This is a genomic window from Sunxiuqinia elliptica (assembly GCF_900113005.1).
Classification (GTDB): domain Bacteria; phylum Bacteroidota; class Bacteroidia; order Bacteroidales; family Prolixibacteraceae; genus Sunxiuqinia; species Sunxiuqinia elliptica.
The window spans coordinates 374,532-392,053 of record NZ_FONW01000002.1 but is presented as its reverse complement, the minus strand read 5'-3'; the positions used below and the strand labels follow the sequence as shown (position 1 = coordinate 392,053).

13 protein-coding genes are annotated in these 17,522 nt (G+C 44.5%); 10 read left to right on the top strand and 3 right to left on the bottom strand.

All coding sequences use genetic code 11. The annotated features are described in order from the left end of the window. Position 1 precedes the first annotated feature (1 nt). The 3 genes from BM156_RS06340 to BM156_RS06330 are packed head-to-tail and all read left to right on the top strand — an operon-like array spanning position 2 to position 5,632. Positions 2-2,782, top strand: coding sequence for a TonB-dependent receptor (locus BM156_RS06340; RefSeq protein WP_093918996.1), 2,781 nt, complete (start codon positions 2-4; stop codon positions 2,780-2,782). Further along, positions 2,769-3,941 (top strand): DUF4249 domain-containing protein, encoded by a 1,173-nt coding sequence (locus tag BM156_RS06335; protein ID WP_093918995.1) that lies wholly within the window; start codon positions 2,769-2,771, stop codon positions 3,939-3,941. Before BM156_RS06340 ends, BM156_RS06335 begins: the two co-directional genes overlap by 14 nt. Then, entirely contained in the window at positions 3,938-5,632 is a 1,695-nt protein-coding gene (locus tag BM156_RS06330; RefSeq protein WP_093918994.1) for a carboxypeptidase regulatory-like domain-containing protein, read from the top strand. The genes BM156_RS06335 and BM156_RS06330 overlap by 4 nt, the downstream gene beginning before the upstream one ends. 52 nt (positions 5,633-5,684) lie before the next feature. Here the strand turns inward: BM156_RS06330 and BM156_RS06325 are convergent, their stop codons facing one another. Next, positions 5,685-6,146, bottom strand: a complete 462-nt coding sequence (locus BM156_RS06325) for a hypothetical protein (protein ID WP_093918993.1) — start codon at positions 6,144-6,146, stop codon at positions 5,685-5,687. Between the two features lie 197 nt (positions 6,147-6,343). Here BM156_RS06325 and BM156_RS06320 point away from each other — a divergent pair, with 197 nt between their 5' ends. The 7 genes from BM156_RS06320 to BM156_RS06285 all read left to right on the top strand — a co-directional run bounded on the left by BM156_RS06320 (position 6,344) and on the right by BM156_RS06285 (position 15,144). Then, positions 6,344-7,039: a response regulator transcription factor gene (locus tag BM156_RS06320; RefSeq protein WP_093918992.1), complete on the top strand. Its 696-nt coding sequence runs from the start codon at positions 6,344-6,346 to the stop codon at positions 7,037-7,039. Between the two features lie 17 nt (positions 7,040-7,056). After that, entirely contained in the window at positions 7,057-8,535 is a 1,479-nt protein-coding gene (locus BM156_RS06315) for a sensor histidine kinase (protein ID WP_093918991.1), read from the top strand. Positions 8,536-8,678: 143 nt separating this feature from the next. Next, positions 8,679-9,620, top strand: a complete 942-nt coding sequence (locus BM156_RS06310) for a bifunctional methionine sulfoxide reductase B/A protein (RefSeq protein ID WP_093918990.1) — start codon at positions 8,679-8,681, stop codon at positions 9,618-9,620. 379 nt (positions 9,621-9,999) lie between these two features. Further along, positions 10,000-11,280 (top strand): spondin domain-containing protein, encoded by a 1,281-nt coding sequence (locus BM156_RS06305; protein ID WP_093918989.1) that lies wholly within the window; start codon positions 10,000-10,002, stop codon positions 11,278-11,280. Between the two features lie 635 nt (positions 11,281-11,915). After that, positions 11,916-12,857 (top strand): TRM11 family SAM-dependent methyltransferase, encoded by a 942-nt coding sequence (locus BM156_RS06295; RefSeq protein ID WP_093918987.1) that lies wholly within the window; start codon positions 11,916-11,918, stop codon positions 12,855-12,857. 62 nt (positions 12,858-12,919) lie between these two features. Beyond that, on the top strand, positions 12,920-13,711 hold the full coding sequence (locus BM156_RS06290) for an alpha/beta fold hydrolase (protein ID WP_093918986.1): 792 nt from the start codon (positions 12,920-12,922) through the stop codon (positions 13,709-13,711). A 62-nt stretch (positions 13,712-13,773) separates the two neighbouring features. Continuing rightward, on the top strand, positions 13,774-15,144 hold the full coding sequence (locus BM156_RS06285; RefSeq protein WP_093918985.1) for an aldehyde dehydrogenase: 1,371 nt from the start codon (positions 13,774-13,776) through the stop codon (positions 15,142-15,144). Between the two features lie 81 nt (positions 15,145-15,225). Here the strand turns inward: BM156_RS06285 and BM156_RS06280 are convergent, their stop codons facing one another. Both BM156_RS06280 and gpmI read right to left on the bottom strand, forming a co-directional pair. Further along, entirely contained in the window at positions 15,226-15,810 is a 585-nt protein-coding gene (locus BM156_RS06280; protein WP_093919416.1) for a DUF3109 family protein, read from the bottom strand. A gap of 63 nt (positions 15,811-15,873) precedes the next feature. Then, complete coding sequence (gene gpmI, locus BM156_RS06275) at positions 15,874-17,406, bottom strand: 2,3-bisphosphoglycerate-independent phosphoglycerate mutase (protein ID WP_093918984.1); 1,533 nt, start codon at positions 17,404-17,406, stop codon at positions 15,874-15,876. Between the last annotated feature and the right edge of the window lie 116 nt (positions 17,407-17,522).

Sequence of the window (17,522 nt, the reverse complement as noted above, 5' to 3'; positions counted from 1 at the left end):
CATGAAACTACGACTAATAAACTTCCTATTCCTAAACTTATTATCATTGGCTCTAGTTGCTCAAACGGGACATGAAGTGCATATTAGCGGCTCCTACTCGAATCTTACTTTTAAAGAGTTCGTGATGCAAGCCGAAAGAGAATATGATCTTCATTTCTTCTTTAAAGACAGCTGGATAGACTCCGTTCAGGTAACCCTTAACATCCAGAACGAACCGATCACCGCTGTTATGCAAAACATACTAGCAGATGAAAAGGTAGGTTTTACGTTTAAAGCACCTGGAACAATTTATATTCTTCCCAAAAAAAGTGCACTATCTTCTTTACCAACATACCACAATGCACTGCATGAAGATAAAACACAAACCAAAGACACAGAACAAACATCTTCCACGGACAAATACTTGCAAGGCAGAAGACCTGACATGCTAAAAACGATTGTTATAGGCAACAAGAATAAGGCTGTTAATGGAAGATCTGTAGCAATTAACGGGAGATTGACCGACTCAGAAACTGGAGAAGCCTTAATTGGCGCCACACTATTTATCCAAGAGCTACAACGAGGAGCAGCAACAGGACCAGACGGACGTTTAAGTCTATCGCTTAAGCCTGGCGTATACCAAGCTGTTTTTCAAAGCCTCGGAATGAAGGAAGTGAAATGCAGACTAGATGTTCGTTCAGCTGGGTATTTTACGATGTCTTTGGGGCAGAAAATTGAAGCCATTCAGGAAGTCGTCGTCCAAGGCGCCGAATCAACAACTCGCGGAGCTAAAGTCGGAATGGAAAGTGTTTCCGTTAAAACCATGAAAGAACTCCCTACCTTGATGGGCGAAAAAGATGTCCTCAAGGTAGCCCAGCTTTTGCCTGGGATTGTCAGTGTTGGCGAAGGTGCTGCAGGCGTTAATGTACGGGGAGGAAATGCCGACCAAAACCTTTTCTATATCAACGAAATTCCAATCTACAACAGTTCTCATCTCTTCGGGTTCTTTTCAGCCATAAACTCTGGAATAATCGATAATTTTTCTGTCTACAAAGCACAAATTCCCTCTGAGTATGGTGGTCGTTTAGCTTCAATTTTCAATGTAGAAACCCGCAAGGGCAATAAGAAAAAGTTCTTCACCCAAGGAGGTGTTAGCCCTATTTCCGCCAATGCTGAAATTGAAACACCACTGGTCCAAGATAAAGTTTCACTCATGTTAAGTGCGCGATCATCCTATTCCGACTGGATCTTAAAGCGGCTAGATGATCCAGATCTCAGAAATAGTAGTGCTTCGTTTTATGACTTTGCTGGAGCCATCAACATAGATTTGAACGATAAAGATCAACTCGGCATATTCGCTTACAATAGCAATGATGATTTTACATTGAATAATTACACCGAATACGAATATGGCAATACAGGACTTTCAGTCAATTACAGGCATCAGTTTTCGCCGGCAATCAAATCATCCGTATCTGTAATTGGCTCTCGTTATGATTTTTCAACAGCAAACACTCGCTTAGTAAGTGAGTCTTACAAGCATGACTATCGTCTGGATCATTACGAGGCAAAACTTAAACTAGGATGGATTCCAAATGATCGACATTCCTTAACTGCTGGTGCGTCGGCAATTCTCTACCAATTAGACAGAGGAAGTGTTACTCCTTTCGGAGATGAGTCATTAAAAGTGCCTGTTGACTTAGGAGAAGAAAGAGGCTTAGAAACGGCATTCTTTATCGATGACAATTTATCTCTCGGCCCCAGACTCAACTTATACGCAGGATTTCGCCTGAGTAATTTCACAGCCTTTGGACCACGATCAGTTCGTCAATATGTTGCAGGAGCTCCCTTCAATGATCTTAATGTAGAAGAAACTGTGGACTATAAGAAAGGAGAGCAAATTGTTTCATACACCAATCCCGAATTGAGAGTTGGTCTTGATTTTAAAATACGAAGTCACAATTCAATCAAGCTTTCGGTCACTCAGATGACGCAATACCTTTTCATGCTTAGCAATACGTATTCCATTGCCCCAAATGATCAGTGGAAATTAGTTGATTCTCATATAACACCACCGAAATCATTGCAGTACTCTGCCGGATATTATCACGACATTCCTCGTATTGGACTCGCAGCAACAGCCGAATTCTACTATAAAACAGGCGAAGGCATTGTGGAATATAAGGATGGTGCCGACTTTTTAGCCAGCCCCTTTGTCGAAACAACAATCTTGCAAGGCGATCAGGAAGCCTATGGTGCCGAATTTATGCTATCAAAAGAAACAGGGCGCTTTAACGGATGGGCCTCTTACACCTATTCTCGATCCCTCATGACCGTTGACGGAGAACATGATTTTGAACAAATAAACGGAGGAAAAACATACCCTTCTAATTTTGACAAACCGCATGTCTTCAATTTAGTTACAAACTATAAACCTCTCAGACGGATCTCCTTCTCATTTAATTTAGTTTATAATACCGGCCGGCCAATCACCATGCCTGAAGGCGTATATTATGTGGAAGATCAACCTTTTGTAGATTACTCTGATCGAAATGCCTACCGCATTCCTGATTACATCAGAATGGACGCTTCTATAAAATTAGAAGGAAATCTAAGATCGAAAAAACCAATGCACAGCTATTGGATGTTAAGTGTTTACAACCTTACCGGAAGGAGAAATGCCAATTCTGTTTATTTTCAATCAGAAGAAGGCCAGTTGCGAGGATATCAATATGCCGTAATTGGTATTCCAATTATCACTCTATCATGGAACTGGAAACTTGGAAATTATGCGAATAACTAAACTCATATTATTAATCGGGCTCCTACTGTGGCTCTCGCCTTCCTGTATCGATCGGTATTTTATCAATGCCGATGAAGATATTGAAGGAAAAATCGTCATCAGTGGAACAATTACAGATGAAGGAGGCAATCAACAAATTCAGATTTCCAGATCCTCGTCGCCTGAAAATCCTAAATTTATTCCGATCTCCGGCTGTCAAGTCATTGTTGAAGATAATACGGGAAACCAGATTGTTTTTCAAGAAACTGCAGGTCAAGGGCATTATGAAGCAGAATTAGAACCTTCAATGCTTGAAGTTGGCAAATCCTTTCAACTAAAAGTAAACCTTCCCGATGGAACTAGTTATGAAAGCAGTGAAGAAACACTGACTCCCTCTCCCGATATTGCTGATGTTTACTATGACTTAGAAACAAAATCAACCTATGGACGTGGCTCAGAAGAAGATGGATTACAATTTTACATCGACTTTGAAGGAGACAGCCAATCTGGAAACTACTATCGTTGGAAACTGGAAGAAACTTACGAATATCACTCTACCTGGCCCATCATTCGCTATTTGGATGAAGAAGGAGTTATCCACGAGTCTGGTACCGACTACTCCTACTATTACTGTTACAAAACTGAAGAGCTGAACCAAATCTTTGCCTTGTCAACAGAGGGATTTACTCAAAACAGCTACAAAAAATACCCGCTCCATTTTGTAAATGATCACACGCAACGATTGATGTACCAATATAGCCTGTTAGTCAAACAGCTTTCCCTCTCAAGAAATGCCTATGAATACTGGGAAAACCTCCGCAAAAATAACAAGGAAGCAACAGACCTTTTTGGCAAACAACCTGGCAATGTCAAAGGAAATATCTCCAATCCATCTAATCCGAATGAAGTTGTTCTAGGCTATTTTGGAGTCTCATCGGTGAAGACTAAACGTATTCATATATTGGATGTTCCCGAACTTTCCTTTAGCGAAGTTGAATATTGCACAGCAGCTCTCCTAGATACAACTGAGCCCTTACCTGCCCAACCACGACCACTCTATATGGTCCCAATAAAAGATTTAAATGGGAACGACGCTTGGGGCTATGCTAACACGAGCTGTTTTATCTGCACCTTGCTTGGAGGAACAACCGAAAAACCACCTTATTGGATTGACGAATGAACACAAAACAAATTGCATACTATTTAGCCATTTTAATCACGTTTCTCTTTGTTGAGAAAAACCTGATGGCTCAGACAGACTTACCTGAAGTAAAAAAGCAAAAGCTGATAGAACAAATATGGCTAACAACTGACCGACAAATCTATTGTGCTGAAGAATCAATCTTATTCTCTATTTATAACAACTCGGCTAGGCCAATGCAGCGAAATGACTGGAGTCAAGTCGTATACATCGATCTACTCACTCCCGATGGCGAAATTATTGAGCAGCAAAAGTTGAACTATTCTCGAAAAGCATCTGGAAAGATAAAACTTCCACGGTGGGTGCTTACGGGTAACTACTATTTAAGAGCCTATACCCGATGGATGCGCAATTTTCCATCTCAGCTTCAGGACTACAAAATGGTCAGCATCATTAATCCATTTCGTCAAGAACTACTTGAATCCAATGGACAGCAAAGTCTCCAGAATAAAAATCATTCTTCCCCAAAGTATACTCCTGGGGTTGAAATTGAAACAACTAAACAAAACTATATTCAGCGAGAACAAGTTACCGTTGGCTATACCATTGCCGAACCTAACTATCAGCAAGGCCCAGTCCTTGCAACTGTCGTCCGCAAAGGGACTGAACAATCACAAGCAGCCTCTGTAATAAACACAACGAACAACGCCACCACTTCCGAATTCATTCCTGAAACCCGGGGAGTATCTGTATCAGGGACAGTGGTTAATGAAACCGACTCGTTGCCTTTACCCTATACCTTAGTGGGGCTGACTGTTTTCAAGGATAATCCGGAGAACCTAAACCTACTAACCAATGAAAATGGTCGATTCTTTTTTGACTTGGGCAATCTAAAAGGCAACTATGAGTTATTTATTTCCTCAAAAGGAAAAGAAGAAGGAGTTCATCCGCTTATTTTAGTTGACAACGATTTTGAAACTCGACTTACGACTCTCCCTTTTGTGCCTATCGATTTTTCGCCGAAATACAGGGAGCTATACGAAACGCTAAGTTTCACCAGCCAAGTACACCAGCTCTACCAGGAACAGCAAGCTCAAAAGCAGGCTCAAAAGCATCAAAAGGAAGCAGCCTTTTATGGAACTCCTGACTTCTCGCTTGATTTTGATGCCTACATCGAGCTGCCCTCTGTTGAAGAGTACCTGCATGAGTTGGTCCCTCGAGTAAGGGTCAAGAAAAATCACACTCGAAAAACCTTAGCCGTAACTGGAGCCGATCCTGAACTCTCAATTTACTCACCATTGGTGCTCATTGACATGGTCTCTGTTTTCGATACCGAAAAAATACTAGCTCTGGATCCTAAAAGACTCAAAAAGATGGAAGTCATCAGCCAGCCTTATATCCGCGGCGACATCACTTACGGAGGAATTATCAGTTTCTTTTCCCGCAAAGGTGATTTGGCCGGACTCGATTTACCTTCAGCCGGGCGATTTATTTCCTACAAGTTACTTGCTGAGACTCAAGCTACATTTCAGCCTGAACTTCCAGGTGAACGTATCCCTGACCTCCGAAACTGCTTGTTCTGGTCTTCTGAGTTAACCACAGATAAACAAGGAACTGGCTCCTTCTCATTTCATACAGGAGACAATACCGGGACTTACCTCATCATCCTGCAAGGAATTAATCAGAATGGTAAAACCTGGCAGGCCAGTCACGAAATTCAAATTCAATAAGTGAACTTGTAAACGCTAAAGTTTTCTGGTAGAAATAAAAGAAATCACTTCCCTACAATTCCCGGAGGTCATGCTGCATCTCTTTGGACAAACGACTTGATGTTGGAAAGAAATAGATCATCAGCACGATAATAGCAAGCAACTCGATCAAAAAGACAGTAGCTCCAGTTAGGATATAGCAAACAATAAAAAAGAAGCCATTCCCTTCTAAGATTGCTGTGCGAATGATCATTGCAGAACGGTAAATTTCAATCTTATTTTTCAAAGGTTCATCGCTAATTGTAGCCGTTCGGCGCTTAAACAATGAAAGCCCCATAGGAATATTAACCAAGGCCGTAAGGGTTGCAACAATTAGCAATATTTGCGCAAACCCAGGATCCTCCTGTTTGACTCCTCCATTTAAGGTTAGAGCAATTGCAATCAAAGCAAAAAGAACAACTCCGACAATTAATGCTCCATAAATAGTCCGAAGCGACTTCAGCTCCTGACGAATGGTGGGTGTATTGGATGACATGATTTTTTTTTTGAATATTGGTTCAAATGTAACTGATTTGTGCCCTACTCACAATACCCCCGAAACAATCCACCACTTGGGCCTTTCAGCACAACAACCAACTTATCCACAAGCACTGTGAACCTAATTTAATGACTTTGTGATACTTCTGTGATAAACACATGCTACCTTTCGAATGTTTTCATAGAAAAACACTCATGGAAAAAGCTTTAATTATAGAGGATGATAAAGATATTTCGGAACTGATTGCGATTCATTTAGCTGATATGGCCCTGGAAGTGGACAAAGCCTACGATGGTCAGGACGGACTGATGAAAGCCTTAAACAACCATTACCGGTTTATCTTGCTCGACATTCGCCTACCCTTGCTGGATGGCTTTGAGGTGTGCAAACGTCTTCGCATGGAGAAGAACAACACCCCTGTGTTGATGATTACCTCCAAATCAGAAGAAATTGACAAGGTGCTTGGACTAGAGATTGGTGCTGACGACTACATTTCCAAACCATTTGGTATTCGCGAGTTACTGGCCCGTATTAAAGCAGTTTTACGCCGAACGGAGCAACACACCGCTGCAAAAGACCAAGAGGAATTGGAGTTGCGCTACGACCAACTGTACATCAACGTTGGAATGCGAATTGTGGAAATTGCAGGCGAACGGATTGAACTATCACCGAAAGAATTTGACCTCTTGGTTCACCTCGCTTCAAATCCCGGGAAAACCTACTCCCGCATGCAGCTGCTCAACCAGGTTTGGGGATACGAGTTTGAGGGCTTTGAACACACTGTTAACTCACATATTAACCGGCTACGTTCCAAGGTGGAAAAGGACATGAGTAAGCCGGAATACATTTTAACCACCTGGGGCGTGGGCTATAAATTCAGGGAATCCTGAGCTTAAAAATTTAACCGATGCAAATTGCCAGACCAAAAATATTCAATCGCCTGTACATGCAGGTTTCCGCCATCTTTTTGTTGGTGCTTTTCCTGTTTACGGCCATCGTCCTTTACATTTCGGTGGAGTCAGCCCGCAGCTATTCCGTTGAGGTTAACCAGCGCCTCAACAGCGAGCTGGCGCAAAACACCATTGCCATGATCAACCCGTTTATAAAGGACGGTATTATCAGCGAAGAAGGAGTCAAAGATTTGATGCACTCCATGATGGTGATCAACCCCATTGTGGAAGTTTACCTGCTCAATCCCGAGGGAAAAATCCTGCAATATGTGGCTCCCGATAAAGTTGTGCAACTGGAACACGTCAATCTGACTCCGGTGAAAAGCTTTTTGGCAGATCCCGAGCACAGCATCATTTACGGCGATGATCCCCGAAATCCCGGCGAATACAAAACCTTTTCTGCAGCGCGGGTCGTCAATGGCGACCAACTCACCGGCTACATCTACATTGTTTTAGCCAGCCAGGAATATGTTTCGGCATCCCAAGCCGTTTTGGGAAGTTACATCCTCGGCCTGTCTATTCGATCGGTGATCACCATCCTGATTATTTCGGCATTGGTAGGATTGTGGGCCATTTGGATGATCACCCGCAAGCTGAACCCCATCATTGAGGGAATCAGCACCTTTCGGGAAGGCAACCTAAGCAAGCGAATTGAGGTAAAGAACGAAGGCGAACTGGACCGAATTGGCCTGGTTTTTAACGAAATGGCGGACACCATTGAGCAAAACATTCAGGAACTAAAAGGGGTGGATAACTTACGGCGCGAACTGATCAGTAATGTATCCCACGACTTGCGGACGCCGGTAGCTTCGATCCAGGGATATGCTGAAACCCTGCTGCTGAAAAAAGAGACCATTCAGCCCCAGGAACAGGAGAAATACCTGGAGGTGATTTACAAAAGTTGTGGGCGACTTAAAAAGTTAGTTGAAGATTTATTTGAATTGTCGAAATTGGAAGCCCACCAGGTAAAACCGCAGCCGGAGCCTTTCTCCATTGCTGAGCTCGTTTACGATATTGCCAACAAATACCGGATCATCTCTCAAAAGAAAGGCATCAGCGTTAATACCGTCATTGCCAAAGAAGTGCCTTTGGTGGAAGCCGACATTTCGATGATTGACCGGGTTTTGCAAAACCTCATCGACAATGCCGTAAAATATTGCCGAGAAGGCGACACCATCAATATTGAAATTGATACCAAAAATCCCCAAACCGTTGAGGTGCGCGTCGCTGACTCAGGACAGGGAATTAAGCAGGAAGATTTGGAACACGTCTTTCAACGTTACTACAAAGGGCGCGAAGACCGGCAAAGCACAGGCTTGGGGCTGGCCATCGTGAAGAAAATCATCGAACTGCACCAATCTTCCATCCGTGTGTATAGCCAGTTGGGAAAAGGAACCACCTTCAGCTTTGATTTACCCATTGCCAACAGAGCTTAATCGTTATAAAAGTTTGAAGGCTTTGTGATGTTCCTGTGACTTAATGCTCCCAACTTTGTTACAGAGTAATTGGTCGCCGCAACAAACCGAAGCGAAAAAAAGACCAGAAAGCTTATTTAATGCTAGTAGAAAGGAGACAAGTGATGAAACGGACAATCTTTATTATTCTGATGGGTAGCTGGACACTGGCTGGCTGCGCTCAAAACAATAAGCAACAAAAAATGAACAGCCAATTTCGCGCACTAACGCCGCAGGAAGAACATGTTATCGTGCATAAAGGCACCGAACGCCCTTTTACCGGGAAGTACGATCAGTTTTTTGAGGAAGGAACCTACGTATGTAAACGCTGTGGAGCTGAGTTGTACCATTCAACTAACAAGTTTGATGCAGGCTGTGGCTGGCCGAGCTTCGACGATGAAATTCCGGGTGCAGTGAAACGGACGCCCGATGCCGATGGCATGCGGACCGAAATTACCTGCAACGCCTGTGGGGCCCACCTGGGGCATGTATTCCTCAATGAAGGATTTACAGCCAAGAACACGCGCCACTGTGTAAATTCCATTTCGCTGGAGTTTATTCCAGCCAAAACGGGCACGACTGCCTCAACCGATACAGCCTACTTTGCCGGTGGCTGCTTTTGGGGCGTAGAATATTACCTAGAGCAAGCACCAGGAGTCATTTCAGTGGAGTCGGGCTACATGGGAGGTAGCAAGAAAAATCCTTCGTACCAGGATGTGAGCCACCACAAAACCGGGCACGCCGAAACGGTTCGCGTTATTTTCAGGCCGTCAGAAACTTCGTATGAAGAACTGACCCGCTTGTTTTTTGAGATCCATGATCCGACACAGCTCAACCGGCAAGGGCCAGACATTGGCGAGCAATACCGATCGGCCGTTTTTTACCGAACCGAAGAGCAGAAAAAAATTGTCGAGGGGCTGATCCAGCTCTTGAAAGGCAAAGGCTACAAGGTAACCACCCAGGTAGCACCGGCAGCCACGTTCTGGAAAGCTGAAGGCTACCACCAAGACTATTACGTCAAAAAGGGAGGAACGCCCTATTGCCACCAGCGCGTAAATCGGTTTTAAAGAGGAAGGCGCAACGATAAGGCCCCCTGCGGGCCAGAAGCAACGAAGCCAGGGACAACTCCCTGGCTTTTTTCATGACTAATTGAATGTCAATAAATAGTTATTCCAAAGCCCAACACCGACAACACAGCTAATACCCCCTTCATCTCACTATTAATAGATCATTAGATTTTCAGATATCAGACTATCAAACATTTGTAACACCTTAAATTAGAACAACTGATCCTCAACCTGTACCTTAGCCTCCGCCTTTGCCTTTGCCTGTCCTATTCCTTCTCCTCCGCCACAAAATCGTTATAAAAGTTTGAATTTGTTGTGACCCTCCTGTGATACTTTAAGCGGAACTTGCTGATACATTAATTCTTAAAAATTTATTGCTATGAAAGTTATGCGCTTATCTTTGATTATGTTGTTCTTAGCAGCAACTTTTACCCAATGTTTAGACAAAGACCACCCTGGAGCAGTCGCTCCGCCCACGGGAATGTACACCGTAACCGTTGAAAATGTCTCCATGCCCTACGACTTCTTTCAGTCGGGAGCAGCTACCATGCCCGAAGGCACTTCGGAAGCAGGACCTGCTCATCCCGGCCAATCGTACACCTTCTCATTTTATGCAGGTAAAAACCACCGCTTATCGTTTGCCACCATGTATGGCGCATCCAACGACTTATTTTACGGACCATCAGGCGAAGGAATTCCACTTTACGATGGCGATACGCCAACAACAGGCGATATCACCGATTGGATTCAGCTGTGGGATGCCGGAACTGAGATTAACGAAGAGCCTGGCGTAGGCCCAAACACCGGTCCACAACAACCAGCCCCCAACACCGGTCCCGACGAAAACGGCACCGTTCGCAACATCACCGAAGTCGATGATGGTTATTCCTACCCGGCCGTGAGTGCCAACCTGAAAGTGATGTTGGACTACGATGGCGAAAGCAATATGTTTACCGTGACCATTGACAACCTAAGCGAAAGCTCCACCGGTATTTCACCCGTTGTTTGGGGCGTTCATGCACAAGCTTATGCCTTGTTTCACGAAGGAATGATGAATTACGGACATGGCTTGGAACACGTAGCCGAAGATGGCAATTTCATGCCTTTGGCTGATTACCTTGCGATGAACACGGGCTATGTATCACCCGTAGCACCTGTTCTTTGGGTATTGCACGACAAAACCGAGATGCCGGTCTTTATGGACGGACAGCCTGACTATGGCATGGGACTGGAAACCTTGGCTGAAACCGGAAACCCAGCAACATTGGCCGAGTCACTCACCAATGCTGGTTATACCGTTGGCGTGGCCAACATGCCCGAGGGAAGCACCGAAGCTGGTCCGCTTTTCCCCGGTGACAAATACATGTTCTCGTTCGAAGGCCAAGTGGGCAAACAACTTAGCCTGGCCTTTATGCTTGGGGCATCAAACGACATCTTCTTTGCCCCTGACGACGATGGCATTAAGCTATCCTTCTCGCCTGTTGACAAAGATATCACCAAGCTATTCATGCTTTGGGACGCCGGTACCGAAGTCAACGAGTATCCCGGAGCCCAATCCGCTGATGACACTGTTGAAGGAGGTAATGTCCGACTGGTCGACGATGGTTTCATGTATCCTGATGTGGATCAGATCATAAAAGTAACGATCCAACGCAATTAGGAAGAGATTTATAAAAGTCAAAGGATGAGGCGAAGGCAAAGTCAATTAAGATTGATACAATTGACGATTTGGGGAGAAGCAAACAGCCCGCAATTTCTGTAACAGGAATAGCGGGCTTTCTTTTTTTAAAGAGGCGCAGGGGAAGGCACAGGCGAAGGTTGAGGTTGAGGCAAAGGAAATTAGCCCAATAACTAGCTGAGCAGAATTGTAAGAGCTAAAACCCTAGCCAGAAAATGCTCTCACCGTGCTGCGAGAGCCCAAAGCCAGTCCAAGAAATGCTCTCGCAGGATTGCGGGAGCTAATTCCGATTAAAAAAAGACTCTCGCAGCGCTGCGACAATAAATTCTGATCCAGAAAAGACTCTCGCAGTGCTGCGAGAGTCCAAACCCAATCCAAGAAATGCTCTCGCAGCGCTGCGAGAGCGAATTCCGATCCAGAAAAGGCTCTCGCGAGCCTGCGAGAAAATACCCCTTCCCCCTGAAATCCGCTTGCAACAAGCACTTTCCGTTCTAAAGCATCAAAAAGAAACATGCATTCTCCCACTTTCTTTTGTATTTTTGCCTCCCAATAAAACTTGGGGCTACTTAAGCTTGATCCACGAATGAATCTTATTTCTCAACAATTTGACCTTAAATATGCATACACACAGCTACATCTATTCAATTAACTACGACATTCATAACGAAGAACTATGTAAGCTGGAGTCGAGGCAGATTTTTGGGGAAGAAGAGCAGGACAATTTGCTGTTTTCAAATCTCAAGCTTAATCCTTCAATCAGCCCTTTTATCAGAAGTCGGTTTGAGCTTATTTTGTCGGCAACCGATTATTCCGGTCTGCTCGAAAAGATCAAGCAAAAGAACATTCATGTTGATGGATTTAAGGTGGAATACCTGGTCCTGAGTGGCGACCCAACCAAGTATGCCGACAGACTGAGCAAATTAAAAGATACTGGTTATTGCATTGAAGGAGACCCGGATTACACGAATCCGTCGATCACCTACGCTATTGGCCAGTACAAAAACACCTGGTATTTTGGGGTTTTAACCAAGCACCAAACCGATTGGTTAGCGCACAAGAAAAAACCATGTTCGTTTAGCAGTGCCATCAATATGGACATTGCGAAAGCGCTGGTTGGCATTGCCTCCAAAGGCGATCAAAACCAACGGATGCTGGATGCGTGTTGTGGCGTTGGCACCGTGATGTTGGAAGCCTGTATTGCCGGATTCGATATTGAAGGCTGTGACATCAACTGGAAAGCCTGCAGGTCCACCCGCACAAACCTGGCACACTACAATTACACCGCCAAGGTCTATCGCTCCGATGTTAAAGACCTGACCCAGCAATACGACACGGCCATTATCGATCTGCCCTACAATTTATACACCTCATCGAACGACGCCAGCACGTTCAACATTATTGAATCGACAGCGAAGTTGGCTCCGCGGGTGGTGATTGTATCCACTGTTGGAATTGAAACCCACATCCGCAATTCGGGGCTAAAAGTCTCGGATAGCTGTACGGTTGAGAAAAAAGGAAAGAAATTTGCACGTAACATCTGGGTTTGCGAAAGAATGTAGCATGATGGGAAGTTGAAGACCGCAATAACTCAAAAAACAAAATACTGTTTCCACGAACCGACATGAAATCCATTCGAAAATACGGCTCCAAACCTTACCGCATAGCCCTGTTGCATGGCGGACCGGGCGCTGCCGGAGAACTAAAACCGGTAGCCGAAAATTTAGCGCATGAGTTTGGCGTTTTAGAGTTGTTGCAAAGTGAACGCTCAGTTAGTACCCAACTTTTGGAGCTGCACAAACAGCTTAGCCGGCAAGCCGACTTACCGGTTTCCCTGATTGGCCATTCGTGGGGTGCATGGTTGGCTTTTCTCTTTGCAGCCAACTACCCCGATTTAGTTCGCCAGCTCATTTTAATTGGCTCCGGGGCTTTCGACGAAAAATACAACAAAAATCTGATAGACATCAGGCTCAGTCGGTTGAGTCAAGCAAACAGAGAAGAGGCAGAGTACCTGCTTTGCAAAATCCATTCAGGAAACACCGACAACCAAACCTTGCGCGATTTTGGACGACTCATGAATTTGGCCGATTCGTTTGATTACGAAGGCAACAGCCAAGAGCAAATTGAACTCGATATGGAAATTTACCAGTCGGTTTGGCCGGAAGCCTCAAAATTACGGGCTACAAAAAAGTTGCTACACCGTGCCGCCAACATCTCATGTCCCGTTGTAGCCATCCACGGAAGCTACGACCCTCATCCCATCGATGGCGTTGAACAACCATTAGCAGCCCTCCTCCCCGATTTTAAAATGATCCGTCTCAATAAATGTGGACATACCCCTTGGTTCGAAAAACAAGCCAGCGTGCAATTCTTTGAAATTCTGCGGGAAGAATTACGAAAAATTGACTATCTATGAACTACGGAAGTAGCTAAACGCAAAAGTTTAGCAACCACCATCTTGAAACCAGCAACCAAACCATGACCATTCAAAACATTCACACACTCCAAAAAGCGTTTTTCAATAGCAATACCACCAAGGATGTCAATTTCAGGATCGCACAACTCCAAAAATTTAAGCGTGTCCTAAAAGAAAATGAAGATTTGCTCTACCAGGCAATTTACCAGGATTTCGGCAAGTCGGAGTTTGAAACCTACATCTCTGAGCTCTCCCTCTTGTATCATGAGATCAATGGTTTCATCAAGAAAATTCCGAAGTGGAGCAAAGCCCGAAAGGTAGCCACCGGACTAGCCAATTTCCCGGCCAGAAGTTATCAGCTTGTCGAGCCTTTAGGAAACACCTTGGTCATTGGTGCCTGGAATTACCCGTTTCAACTGTCGCTGGTTCCGGCAATCACCTCGCTTGCCGCGGGCAATACGGTTATTTTAAAGCCCAGCGAGCTTCCGGCCCGCACCTCACAAGTGATGGCTCAAATAATCAACGAGAATTTTCCGAGCGAGTATTTCCATGTTGCCGAAGGAGGCGTCAAAGAAACGAGTGAACTCTTGGAGTATCGGTTTGACAAGATCTTCTTCACTGGCAGCATTCCCGTGGGTAAAATTATTTACCAAGCTGCAGCCAAGCACCTCACGCCGGTAACGCTGGAGCTGGGAGGCAAAAGCCCAACATTTGTCCTTGCCGACTGCGACCTCAAGCTGACGGCCAAACGAATTGCCTGGGCTAAGTTTCTGAATGCCGGACAAACCTGTGTTGCGCCCGATTATATTTTGGTTGACCGGGTTATTGAAAGCCCGTTTCTCGAAGCACTTACAAACGAGTTAGACAAGTATCACAGCAATGACGATTCGCTGGATGACAATTATTTAAAAATTATAACCACCGCTCATTTTGATCGGTTGACCAAGCTGATTGATCCGGCAAAAACCGTTTATGGAGGCTACTCCAATCGCGAAAAAAGACTGATCAAACCCACCATTCTGAAGAATGTGACCTTTGATGATGAGGTGATGAAAGATGAGATATTTGGCCCCATTCTTCCGGTTCTAAGCTTTGATCATTTGAATGAAGCCGTTCAGGAAGTTAAGGCCAGGCCCAAACCACTGGCTTGTTACATTTACTCGAAAAACCGAAAGCTAATTCGTCAACTATTAAAAGAGATTTCCTTTGGTGGCGGGGCTGTTAATGACAGTGTGATGCACCTTTCAAACAGCAAACTCCCCTTTGGAGGCGTTGGCTCAAGCGGAATTGGAAGCTACCACGGAAAGGCTGGCTTCGATGCATTCTCTCACCGAAAAAGTATATTGGATAAACCCTTTTGGTTTGAGCCCAACATAAAGTATCCGCCTTATACGGATACCAAGTTAAAACTGATAAAATGGCTTTTTGAGTAAACAGCCGCTTCTATGAATCACATAGAAGGACTCCAGGATCAGCTGCCCCAAACTCCTTTCCCTAGGGGTAATGGGTGTGATTTACTCCGCTGACTTTTCCCAAGGACGTTCTTTCGCGGCAAAGGCTAGTTGTTCGTACCAGTCTTTTCCGTACTTGCGAATCAGTGGTTCTTTTAAGAATTGGTAAAGTGGCAATTTTTGTCCGCGTCCGCACTCCCGACCGGGCTTGCAGATTTTAAGCTCTTGGTAATTGACCGCGTCAAAACGTTTGTATTCGGTAATCCGAACAGGAAACAGGTGGCAGGAAACCGGCTTACGAAAATCGATCTTCCCTTCCAAAAAGGCTTTTTCGATTCCGCACTTGACAATCCCTTTATCATCGGTAAAGGTATAAGCGCACTCGCGGTTGTTAACCAAGGGAGTAACGGTATCGCCATCCTCATCAACCATGCTGGTTCCCTGGTGTGCAATCACTGCTTTTCCTTCCTGCGTCATGTAAGGCTCCACAATCGGATAAATCTCTTCCAGCTTTAACGCCTCCTCTGCGGTTAATGGCGCACCTGAATCGCCTTCAACACAACAAGCACCTTTACACTTAAATAAGTCACACAGAAAGTGTTCCTCAATCACATCGAAACTAACAATGGTTTTTCCAATTTCCAGCATAGCACATAAAAAAATAAAGCCCTCCCGAACCATCCGGGAGGGCTCAAAGATATCTAAAAAAACTTAGCGTTTAATCAAAACTTTACCGGTCATTTCAGCCGGAATTTCCAATCCCATTTCAGACAACAAGGTTGGCGCTACATCAGCCAAAATACCATTTTCAATGGTCAGGTTCTTGTCGTCGCTCACATAAATACATGGAACGGGGTTCAACGAGTGAGCTGTATTAGCTGAGCCATCTTCGTTCACCGCGTTATCCGCGTTTCCGTGGTCAGCAATAATCAATACATTGTAGTTGTTTGCGCGAGCAGCCTCAACCACTTCTTTTGCGCATGAGTCAACAGCAGATACGGCTTTCGAAATCGCTTCGTAATCACCGGTATGTCCTACCATATCGCCATTTGCAAAGTTCAAGCAAACAAAATCAACTTCTCCTTTTTGCAGCTCAGGAACAATCGCATCCTTAATTTTAGGAGCCGACATTTCTGGCTGATGATCGTAAGTAGGAACTTTAGGAGAAGGAATCAAAATACGGCTTTCTCCGTCAAACTCGTCTTCGCGGCCACCGCTAAAGAAGAAGGTTACGTGAGCGTATTTTTCAGTCTCTGCAATCCGGATTTGCTTCAAGCCAGCTTTCGAAACAATTTCTCCCATGGTATTGGTTGGGTTTGCTTTTTCGAAAATGACATTGACGCCTTTAAAGTCGGCTTTGTAAGTGGTCATGGTGTACCACTGCAAGTCCATGGTTTTCATTCCAAACTCAGGCAAGTTTTCCTGGGTGAATGCAATTGTTGTTTGACGCAAACGGTCGGTACGGAAGTTGAAACAGATAACCACATCACCTTCTTCAATCACTCCCACCGGGCTACCATCTTCTTTCACCATGCAAATTGGCTTGATGAACTCATCGGTAACACCTGCATCATATGAAGCTTGAATGGCAGCCAACAAGTCGGTTGCTTTCTCACCCTTACCTTCTGTGTACAGGTCGTAAGCCAACTTCAAACGATCGTAGTTTTTATCGCGGTCCATTCCGTAGTAACGCCCGATGATTGAAGCGAATTTACCGTTCGTTCCTTTCAGGTCTTCCAGGTCTTTTTCCAGGAATCCATACCCTGAACGAGGGTCGGTGTCACGTCCGTCAGTCAAACCATGAACAAACACATCTTCTAGCCCCAGGTCTGTAGCCATTTGGCAAAGTGCAACCATGTGTGAGCTTAAAGCGTGTACTCCACCAGGGCCGATTAAGCCAATCAGGTGTACTTTTTTGTTGTTATCCTTGGCGTAATTGTATGCTTTTAGCAATTGTGGATTTTCCCACAACGACTTATCTTTAATTGCTTTGGTAATTTTTACCATATCCTGATAAAGAACGCGACCAGCGCCAATATTCAGGTGGCCTACCTCTGAGTTCCCCATCTGTCCGTCAGGCAAACCAACGTTTTCACCAGAAGTCAGTAGTTGAGAATTGGGATATTCTTTTTCTAATGAATCGATAAACGGAGTCGGTGCAGTTGTGACAACATCACGCTTTGAACCATCACCAATTCCCCATCCATCCAGAATCATTAACAGGGTTTTTTGTACATCAGCCATAATTTATAATCGTTTTAAATAAATAACTATTTTCCGCACAAAAGTATTCTTTTTTAGGCGGTATGTAAAATCAAAGAAAGCCGTTCTACCAAAATTTAATATTCCCTTGATTTATA